The 8,178-nt window shown below is 61.1% G+C and carries 12 protein-coding genes; 6 read left to right on the forward strand and 6 right to left on the reverse strand.

Translation table 11 applies throughout. From position 1 onward, the window contains the following. On the forward strand, window positions 1–1,078 hold a 1,078-nt coding region (locus PHP59_RS09955; protein ID WP_300166538.1), incomplete at its 5' end, for an HAD-IC family P-type ATPase. Further along, complete coding sequence (locus tag PHP59_RS09960) at window positions 1,075–1,230, forward strand: hypothetical protein (protein WP_300166540.1); 156 nt, start codon at window positions 1,075–1,077, stop codon at window positions 1,228–1,230. The genes PHP59_RS09955 and PHP59_RS09960, both read left to right, overlap by 4 nt. Window positions 1,231–1,305: 75 nt before the next feature. Here the strand turns inward: PHP59_RS09960 and PHP59_RS09965 are convergent, their stop codons facing one another. Further along, window positions 1,306–1,566, reverse strand: coding sequence for an RNA-binding protein (locus PHP59_RS09965; RefSeq protein ID WP_067046921.1), 261 nt, complete (start codon window positions 1,564–1,566; stop codon window positions 1,306–1,308). A gap of 90 nt (window positions 1,567–1,656) precedes the next feature. Here PHP59_RS09965 and PHP59_RS09970 point away from each other — a divergent pair, with 90 nt between their 5' ends. Genes PHP59_RS09970 through PHP59_RS09980 form a run of 3 tightly spaced genes read left to right on the forward strand, consistent with a single transcriptional unit; the run spans window position 1,657 to window position 3,746 of the window. After that, window positions 1,657–2,256 carry a hypothetical protein gene (locus PHP59_RS09970; protein ID WP_300166543.1) on the forward strand — a complete coding sequence of 200 codons (600 nt, stop codon included), beginning with the start codon at window positions 1,657–1,659 and terminating at the stop codon, window positions 2,254–2,256. Between the two features lie 20 nt (window positions 2,257–2,276). Next, the gene (locus tag PHP59_RS09975) at window positions 2,277–2,519 is read left to right on the forward strand and encodes a hypothetical protein (protein ID WP_300166545.1); all 243 of its coding nucleotides are present in this window, start codon (window positions 2,277–2,279) and stop codon (window positions 2,517–2,519) included. 42 nt (window positions 2,520–2,561) lie between these two features. Continuing rightward, window positions 2,562–3,746 carry a cation:proton antiporter gene (locus tag PHP59_RS09980; protein ID WP_300166547.1) on the forward strand — a complete coding sequence of 395 codons (1,185 nt, stop codon included), beginning with the start codon at window positions 2,562–2,564 and terminating at the stop codon, window positions 3,744–3,746. Between the two features lies 1 nt (window position 3,747). Here PHP59_RS09980 and PHP59_RS09985 read toward each other — a convergent pair whose 3' ends face one another. Beyond that, a complete protein-coding gene (locus PHP59_RS09985; protein ID WP_300166548.1) occupies window positions 3,748–4,920 on the reverse strand; it encodes a PLP-dependent aminotransferase family protein in 1,173 nt (390 codons plus the stop codon). Window positions 4,921–4,962: 42 nt separating this feature from the next. Continuing rightward, the gene (locus PHP59_RS09990) at window positions 4,963–5,205 is read right to left on the reverse strand and encodes a PspC domain-containing protein (protein WP_300166550.1); all 243 of its coding nucleotides are present in this window, start codon (window positions 5,203–5,205) and stop codon (window positions 4,963–4,965) included. 254 nt (window positions 5,206–5,459) lie between these two features. Here PHP59_RS09990 and PHP59_RS09995 point away from each other — a divergent pair, with 254 nt between their 5' ends. After that, the gene (locus PHP59_RS09995) at window positions 5,460–5,942 is read left to right on the forward strand and encodes a DUF2124 domain-containing protein (protein ID WP_300166552.1); all 483 of its coding nucleotides are present in this window, start codon (window positions 5,460–5,462) and stop codon (window positions 5,940–5,942) included. Here PHP59_RS09995 and PHP59_RS10000 read toward each other — a convergent pair. From PHP59_RS10000 to frhG, 3 genes are all read right to left on the reverse strand, one after another. Then, on the reverse strand, window positions 5,933–6,133 hold the full coding sequence (locus PHP59_RS10000; protein WP_300166554.1) for a hypothetical protein: 201 nt from the start codon (window positions 6,131–6,133) through the stop codon (window positions 5,933–5,935). The genes PHP59_RS09995 and PHP59_RS10000 overlap by 10 nt on opposite strands. Window positions 6,134–6,532: 399 nt before the next feature. After that, a complete protein-coding gene (gene frhB / locus PHP59_RS10005; protein WP_300166556.1) occupies window positions 6,533–7,396 on the reverse strand; it encodes a coenzyme F420 hydrogenase subunit beta in 864 nt (287 codons plus the stop codon). A gap of 11 nt (window positions 7,397–7,407) precedes the next feature. Continuing rightward, window positions 7,408–8,178: coenzyme F420 hydrogenase subunit gamma (frhG, locus tag PHP59_RS10010; RefSeq protein ID WP_300166558.1), on the reverse strand; the 771-nt coding region annotated here is incomplete at its 5' end.

An 8,178-nucleotide genomic window follows, 5' to 3' on the forward strand; every position in this document is an offset into this window, starting at 1 on the left:
CGAAGAGGCAAGAAAAGCAGTGGAACGGGCGAAAAAGGCAGGTATCGACGTGATCATGATCACCGGAGACGCACCCCTTACGGCGGCGGCTGTCGGCCGGGCTGTCGGGCTCGGGCAGGGTGAGGCCCTGACCGGCGCAGATCTCGACCGGATGGACGATGCCGACCTCCTTGCTGCACTGAAATCTGCGAATATCCTTGCACGGGTCACCGCCGAACATAAACTCAGGGTGATCGGCCTCCTCACCGGGAACGGCCATATCGTTGCCATGACAGGCGACGGCGTGAACGACGCCCCGGCCCTGAAAAAAGCGCATGTCGGGATCGCGATGGGGGTCAAGGGGACGGACGTCGCCAGAGAGGCGAGCGACATCGTCCTCGTGGACGACAACTTCGCAAGCATCGTCGCCGGAGTCGAGGAGGGGCGGCGGGAGGCGGACAACATCGCGAAGTTCACGCGGTACCTCCTCTCCTCGAATGTCGGCGAGATCGTCGCCGTCGCGGGAGGGCTCGTCGCCGGCCTGCCTCTCGTCCTCCTGCCGGCCCAGATCCTCTGGGTGAACCTGGTGACCGACGGTGCGACCGCCCTCGTCCTCGGGGTCGAACCGGCAGAGAGGGGGGTCATGCGCCGACCGCCTGCAGACCCGGGTGCAGAGATCCTCTCCTCCCGCGCCATGGCCGCGGTCCTCCTGATCGGCGGTTGGATCGGGGCGGTCGTCCTCCTCATCTTCGCCCTCCTCCAGGGGGCCGACCTCGACAGAGCCCGGACCCTCGCCTTCACCGGTTTCGTGGTCTTCGAACTGATCAATGTCTTCAACTTCAGGTCCTTCTCGTCGACCCTCCGCGAGATAGGGCCGTTCTCCAACAGGTACCTCGTCGCAGCGGTCGCAGGGAGCCTCGCCCTCCAGGTGGCGGCCGTCTACCACCCCGTCCTCCAGGCGGCCTTCAGGACCGTCCCCCTCGATGTCGGAGACTGGGCCCTCCTCGTCCTCATCGGCCTGCCCCTCCTCATTGCAGGGGAGGGCTGGAAATGGGTGGCGGCGCGGCGGGAAAAACGCGAGAACACGGTCAGAAAATGAGGACGGAGAGAAACGGCAGACTCGCCCTTCACGACCGTCTCTTCTGCCTTCCCGTACCCGAACAGAAGACGATCAGGATAGAGCGGAGAATGAAAGATACGTCTCCTGCCATGAGCGAAGAAGACCTCGATCTCAAAAGAGCCGAAACCTGAAGGTATGCAGGAATAACTTTTCCGGGGGATTATCCCCGGAAAAAAAGACCGGGGTGTCCCCGGCAAGGAGTATTCTTAGTATCTGCGGGAATCGGTACGGGGCTCACGCGGCCTCGCCTCATCCATACGCAGGGCACGGCCCATGAACTCGGTGCCGTTCAGGGCGGTCATTACCTTCTCGGCTTCCTCGGGGGAGGAGAACTCAACAAAACCAAAGCCCTTGCGCGGGATGATCCTGACGGAGGTGGGTTCGCTGTATTCAGAGAAGAGTTCGGTGAGCTGTTCTTCGGTTGTCTCGTAGTTGAGATTCCCGACATAGAGAGTATTGCTTTCCATGGGTAACTCCTGTGGTTAGCTATATGCTGGACTTGGTTATCTTTCTGCCGACTGAGGCAGGCATATCACCCCCGCGATCCACCCTTCTTCATGCACCATGCGCATCCTCTCACCGTCGATATCGCGGTCGTCCTCCCTGCCGGGATCAGGGACGAGGCGGCCAGGATCAACCGTCTCCTCGTCGGCCATTCACGCGACAGAACCATCTGTTTCGGGCCTGACGCCGTCCCCCACATCACCCTCGCGATGGCCGCGGTCCCGGAGGGAGACCTTGCAGGGATCTCTCTGGAGAGCCTCGGGCCTCACTTTCCCCTCGATATCACTGTCACCGGCATCTCCACGGTGACAACCGGGTCGGGGCAGAGGGTCGCGGGATTCGACATCGCCATCGACGGACCGCTCCTCGCTCTCCACCGCGCGGCGGCAAAGGCCCTCGGGGAAGTCGCCGTTGACGAAGAACCTGTCCTCATCCTCAGGGACGGAGAGGAGGACGAACCGTCCATGGCCGCGTATGCCCGCGATTTCCTGCGCGCCCGGTACTCCCCCCATATCACCCTCGGCAGGGGCGAGGCCTCTGAAAGGGACACCACTCTCCCCCTGCCGTACCGTTTCACAGCAGAGGGTGCAGTCCTCTGCCGCGTCGGCACCGGCGGCGCCTGCCGGCAGGTGCTCCGGGAAATGTACATATAATACCCGCGCACGGAAAGGGTATGGCAGGGTCATGGAGAGAGGCGAAGGAGATCGCAGAGCGCGAGGGCCTCGAACATGTCTACCACGACGTCGACGCCGGCACTTACGGGGCCTGCCCGGCTGACGAGAGGCAGGGGGCATTCGTCTGCGGCGTCTTCAGGGAACACCGGTGCATCCATATGCCCGCGTCCTTCACGGCAGAGCAGATGAAAGAGAAAGAGAGGGCATTCCTCGCGGAAAACCCGGGATGGCAGGAGGGGTGAACAGCCGGCGGGGTTAAAAACGCCGACGACGAGATCGATCCCATGTCCGCAGAAATCGCCTCGACCATCGAGTTCCAGATGAGCCTCCTCCTCTTCGTCGCCCTCGCGGGCTACCTGGTGGCGTCCAGGATCAACCAGTCCGCGGTGATCGGGGAGATCCTGGTCGGGATCATCGTGGGGCCGAGCGTCCTCGGCCTGATCACGTACACTGATTTCGTGCGGAGCCTCGCCGCTCTCGGCGCCGTCATCCTTCTCTTTGTCATCGGCCTGGAGTTCGATCTCCGGGACATCCTTGATCTGCGCTACGCCGTGATCGGACTTTTCGGGGTCATCGTCCCCTGGATTGGCGGCTACTGGCTCACCGCCACACTCGGCTACGGCTTCGAGAGCGCCGTCTTTGTGGGGACGGCGATGACGGCGACGAGCATTGCGATCACCGCCAATGTCCTGCGGGAGATGGGAAAACTCGACACCGGCGTGGCGCGGGCGATCATAGGCACGGCGGTCATCGACGATGTTCTCTCTCTGATGGCCCTCTCGATGACCATCGACGTCGTCGCCGGGACATTCACACCCCTCTCGGTCACCGCGGTCGTCGTGAAGGACGTTGTCTTCATCGTTCTTGCCGGATTTGCCGGCATCAAGATCGTCGCCCCTCTCCTCGAATGGATCGACCGGACCCCCTTCTCCCGGAAGTACCCGGAGTTCCTCTTCATCACGGCGATGATGTTCGCCTTTCTCTACGCCCTCGGCGCGGAAGCCGTCGGAATATCGGCGATCATCGGGGCGTTCATCGCAGGCGTCTCCTTCCACGGGGTCAATATCGTCAACTCCCGTGACCTGAAGGAGGGGGCCGAGTATCTCCATGTCATCTTCGCCTCGATCTTCTTCGTATCCCTGGGAATCCTCGCCGATTTCTCGGCTCTCACGCCGGACATCCTCGTCCTCCTCACCGCCCTGACGGTGATGGCCGTGATCACCAAGATCGTCGGCTGCGGCATTCCCGCCCGCTTCATGGGAATAGGGCGGCAGGACAGCCTGATCCTCGGCTTCGGCATGGTGCCCCGGGGCGAGGTGGCGATGATCGTCGCCCTCATCGGCCTCAACCTGAACCTCATTGACCAGGGCATCTATCTGGCGATCGTGCTGATGAGCCTTCTGACAACGGTGGTGACACCGATCGTCTACCGGAACTGGCTGTACAGAGGAGCAGGGGAAACCGCCTGAACTATGCGCCGAGGGCCCGCGCAAGGCGGTGCATCCCCTCGGCGATTCTCTCCTCATCGGCATTCGAGAAGTTGAGGCGGACCGTGTTCTCCCCGCCACCGTCTACGTAGAAGGGCAGGCCGGGCAGGATGGCAACATGCTCCGCAAGGGCCCGCTCGAAGAGGGCCATCGAGGAGAGGCCGGGAGGGAGGGTCACCCAGAGGAACATCCCACCCTCCGGACCTGTGCGGGCGACACCATCAGGGAAGAGGTCGTCTATCAGGGAGGCCATCAGCGCGCAGTGCCGGCCGTACACCCGGCAGATCTCCCGGACATGCGCATCGAGATCAGTATCCCGAAGGTACCGGGCGAGAATCCGCTGGTCAAGGGTGCTGGAATGGAGGTCTGATGCCTGCTTCGCGACGACGAGACGATCGAGGATCCCGGGTTCCGCACAGATCCAGCCGATGCGCAGTCCCGGCGCCGCGATCTTCGAGAAGGACCCGGTCAGGACTGTCGATTCGGGGAGATATGATTTCACCGGCGGCAGAGGCCGACCCGAGAACTGCAGTTCGCCGTAGGCGTCGTCCTCGATAAAGACAGTGCCGGTCCCTTCGAGGAGAGAGGCCACATCCTCCCTTTTTTCCCGCGACCAGGTGATCCCCGACGGGTTCTGCGAGTTCGGGACACCATAGAAAAGCCCGACATCGCGCTCTCCGAGCGTCCTCTCCAGGGCCGCGATATCTGGCCCGTCCTCTTCGAGGGGGACAGGACAGAAACGGGGTTCGTACAGGGAGAAGGCCTGGATCGCACCAAGATAGCCCGGGCGCTCGATCGCAACGGCAGAACCGGGGTCGAGGAAGACCTTGCCGATAAGGTCGAGGGCCTGCTGCGAACCGTTGGTGATGAGGATCTCGTCGGGCCCAACTTCAAGGCCGAGCCTCTGCCTGTACCGGTCGGCGATGAACTCCCTGAGAGGCAGGTAGCCCTCGGTCGTAGAATACTGAAGGGCGGCGGCACCGTCTGTTTCAAGAACAGATCGGGCCGCCTCCGCAATCTCTTCAACCCTGATAAGAGCAGGGTTCGGAAGACCCCCGGCAAAAGAGATGATCTCAGGGTTCCCGGTAACCTTCAGGATCTCCCTGATGAAAGACCTGGGTGTCTTCGCCATTCTTGCAGCATACCGACGCGTCACACTGAACCATACGGGTCGCCGCAGAAATAATTTTGGGAAGGATCAGGCCTTCTCTTCTTCTTTCACCGTGAAATCCGCGTCGAGAACACCTTTCTCTTCCTCGGGGATGATGATCACGGCGAGGATGTAGGCAAGGACCCCGAAGACGATATAGCCGAAGAGGGAGAGGATCACCCATGCAATGCGTACGATCGCCGGGTCGACGCCCAGATATCGGGCTATCCCGCTGCAGACCCCGGCAATCATGCGGTCATTCTTCGGACGGACAAGTCTCTTCTCTGCCATCGATCATATCTAGACGCTTTTCGGGATAGACCTTGCGGACAAAAAATGGGAAGGGTTATCTATCCATGACAGGACTATGAGAATATGGATACGCGTAATCTCGACCGTGCATTGTTCGCCGTCGGTGCCGCCATGCTGCTAACCCTCATCATTTTCACCGTCGGCATGCTCGGGGGGACTGCTTCGGCATAGGAGGGACAGGGGCCGGGAAAATGCGCCACCACACATTTATAGGATCTAACCCATCGGAAAGTATGGAAAAGACCGACACTCTCTCCGGTGTCCCCGGAATGCTCAGGCCCTTCAAGCAGTACCTTGCCGGCGCCGGCCTGCCTGAAGGCACCCGCATCATATACTGCGGTGTTCCCGGGACCTGCACACCTTTCATCGAACTGCTCGCCTTCGCCGTCCGCGATCTCCCCTTCGAGCATGTTTTCGTGCCGTACCTCGACGAGGAGAAGGCACGGGCGATCCATGCCGTCCCCGGCGTCGGCATGCAGGTCGGCGGATCGCCTGCCGGCCCAGACCCTGCCATCGTCGTCCTGATGGGCGGGCTTGCGATGCCGAATGTCCCGGTAGAAGCAAAAGATGCGGCGGAACTCCTCGCACGCCACCCGCAGGCAAAGAGGATCGGCGTCTGTTTTATGAGCATGTTCAAGAAGGCGGGCTGGCTCGAACAGGTTCCCTTCGACCTCCTGATCGACGCCACTCTCGACCCGGTCACCATCTACCGGTAGATCTCCGCGATCTGCGGCGCCCCCTGCAGGGCCCTGACCACTTCCTCCACAATTTTTTCGACCTGCCACACTGTCAGCGGCACCTCGCCGAGGAAAAGCTCTATCTCGCCCCGCCTCACAAGCGAGAGCGTCGCAACTCCCTCGAAAAAAGGCAACTGCGCCAGCTCCTCAAAGGTGATCTTTGTTTTCATGGTCCCCCCACCCTCCATACCGGCCTTCAGGATATAAATATTTCCGGTACGGCCCCGGGGCGAACCACGAATTTTGAGGAATAAATGGATTGACCGCCGGGCTCTGGAGAGAACTCTATGATCGGGCCAAGGGATCCTCGTGATCCCCGGAGGGGAGAGGTGCGGATCCGCTGCCTTCTCCTACAGTTCGCCGGGGGACTACGCCGAAAATCAAAGATTTGAGGAATTGCCATCCCGTCCCCATCCTCATGGCAGGGTGCGAACGTCAGCGAGCATGAAATCAAGGTAGTCCCTCGGAGCAGGCACTCCAGAAAAGGATTTTCACAGAACAGAATACCCGGAAATCGGAAGAGTGCAGGAATGCAGTCTTCCGGCCCGAGAGAAACGTGCAAAAAATATTTAGAGGTAAGGGTTGCGCAGACCCTTGCCGACGCCAAAGGACGCACGGGCTTCGAGCGTCTTCTGGTTCTTCGTGATCTTGTCGGTGGCGAGCTTGGTCACGAGGTCAAGGCCGGGCTTGACACCGGCGATGTCCTGGGTCTCGAAGCAACCGGCGGTGATGGCCTTGGCCCAGACATCTTCGCCGTTCTTTGTCCTGACAAAGACCGTGCTCCAGCCGTCGGGGGTGCCGACCGATCCGGTCGAGACATCGGCGAGGTTGGAGACATAGTCCAGGCAGACGTGGCAGCCGGGCTGCTCGTACTTGTGGGTGACCTTGAGCGGGATCTGGGAGACCGCACCGCGCTCGGTGTAGGCCCAGAACTTGCCCTTGCCGATGTCCATCTTGGTGACGGACTCGAGTTTCTGGTTGCAGTGGTCCTCGACGATCGCCTCGATCGATTGGTACGGGAAGTTCTCCATGCAGAAGATCCCGATGGCCAGGGCGATCTTGTCAGGGACGTCGCGCATCCCGATCGGATAGAGCTGGGCCTTCCTGACAGCCTGCATCTGGCACGGTGTGCCGACGATGCCGACCTTGTCAAGGCCATAGCTCCGGGTCGCCTCCTTGAGGAGGGAGAGGTTCGGGGAGAGGTTGTACTTCGTGCCGCGGGCCGCAAGAAGCTCAGCCCTCGTGGTCGCAACCATCGGCTCGGGCTTCCAGGGCTCATCGGACGGCCCCGCTACGATGGCACCGTCGATGATGCCCTCTTCGAGCGCATACGCAAAGAGCTGGGTGACGATACCGCCGTCCTGAGCTCCCTTCAGAATTTCCTTGTCGGTGCTGCGTGCAGCGACACAGGTCTTGTAGTTACCGAGTACCATTTCTCTTCACCTCACTGCATGACCTCTTTGATGAGTTCGCTGATACCTTCGAACTCGTTCATCACATCGAAGTTGAAGAAGCTCCTCGGGCACTGGGCATAGCAGGCGCCGCACTTGATGCACAGGTCGCGCTCGATCTGCGGCTTGCCGCATTCCATGGTGACAGCACGGACCGGGCAGGCGGCGGCACAGGAACCGCAGCCCATGCACAGGCCCTGATTCACGACACCGACCATCAGGTCGCAGCCGCAGGCCTCGCTGCTGAACTCGGCGTTCGAGCCGCGCTTTGCAAGGGCCATGAGGGGCTTGAGGTATGCACCGGCAAGTTCCTTCTGCTCGTCGGTACCCTTCAGGAGCAGGTACGCCATGAGACAGACGTTCCTGATCTGCTGCGGGGTCGGCGCACAGCCGGGGATGTAAACATCGACGTCGATCAGGTCTCCGATCGGGACGAACGATTCCATCTGCGGCTGGTTCCACTGGCCACCACGGCAGAAACGGGTGATGTTCCCGTATGCCGCACAGCCACCAAGGGCGACGACGATCTTCGCCCTCTCCCTGGTCTCCTTGATCTCTTCAACAGAGCACTTGTCCTGGAGGCAGACGGAACCCTCGACGAGGGCGACGTCCATCTCAGGGACATGCCTGCCATCCACAAGGGTCAGTGCATAGACGAGGTCTGCATAGTTGTCCAGAATCTTGAAGAGTCCTTCGTAGTTGTCTGCAAAGGACACAAGGCATCCGGTACAGCCGCTCATGTGCACGTGCCCCACGGTAATCTT

The organism is Methanofollis sp., assembly GCF_028702905.1.
In the GTDB taxonomy this organism is placed as follows: domain Archaea; phylum Halobacteriota; class Methanomicrobia; order Methanomicrobiales; family Methanofollaceae; genus Methanofollis.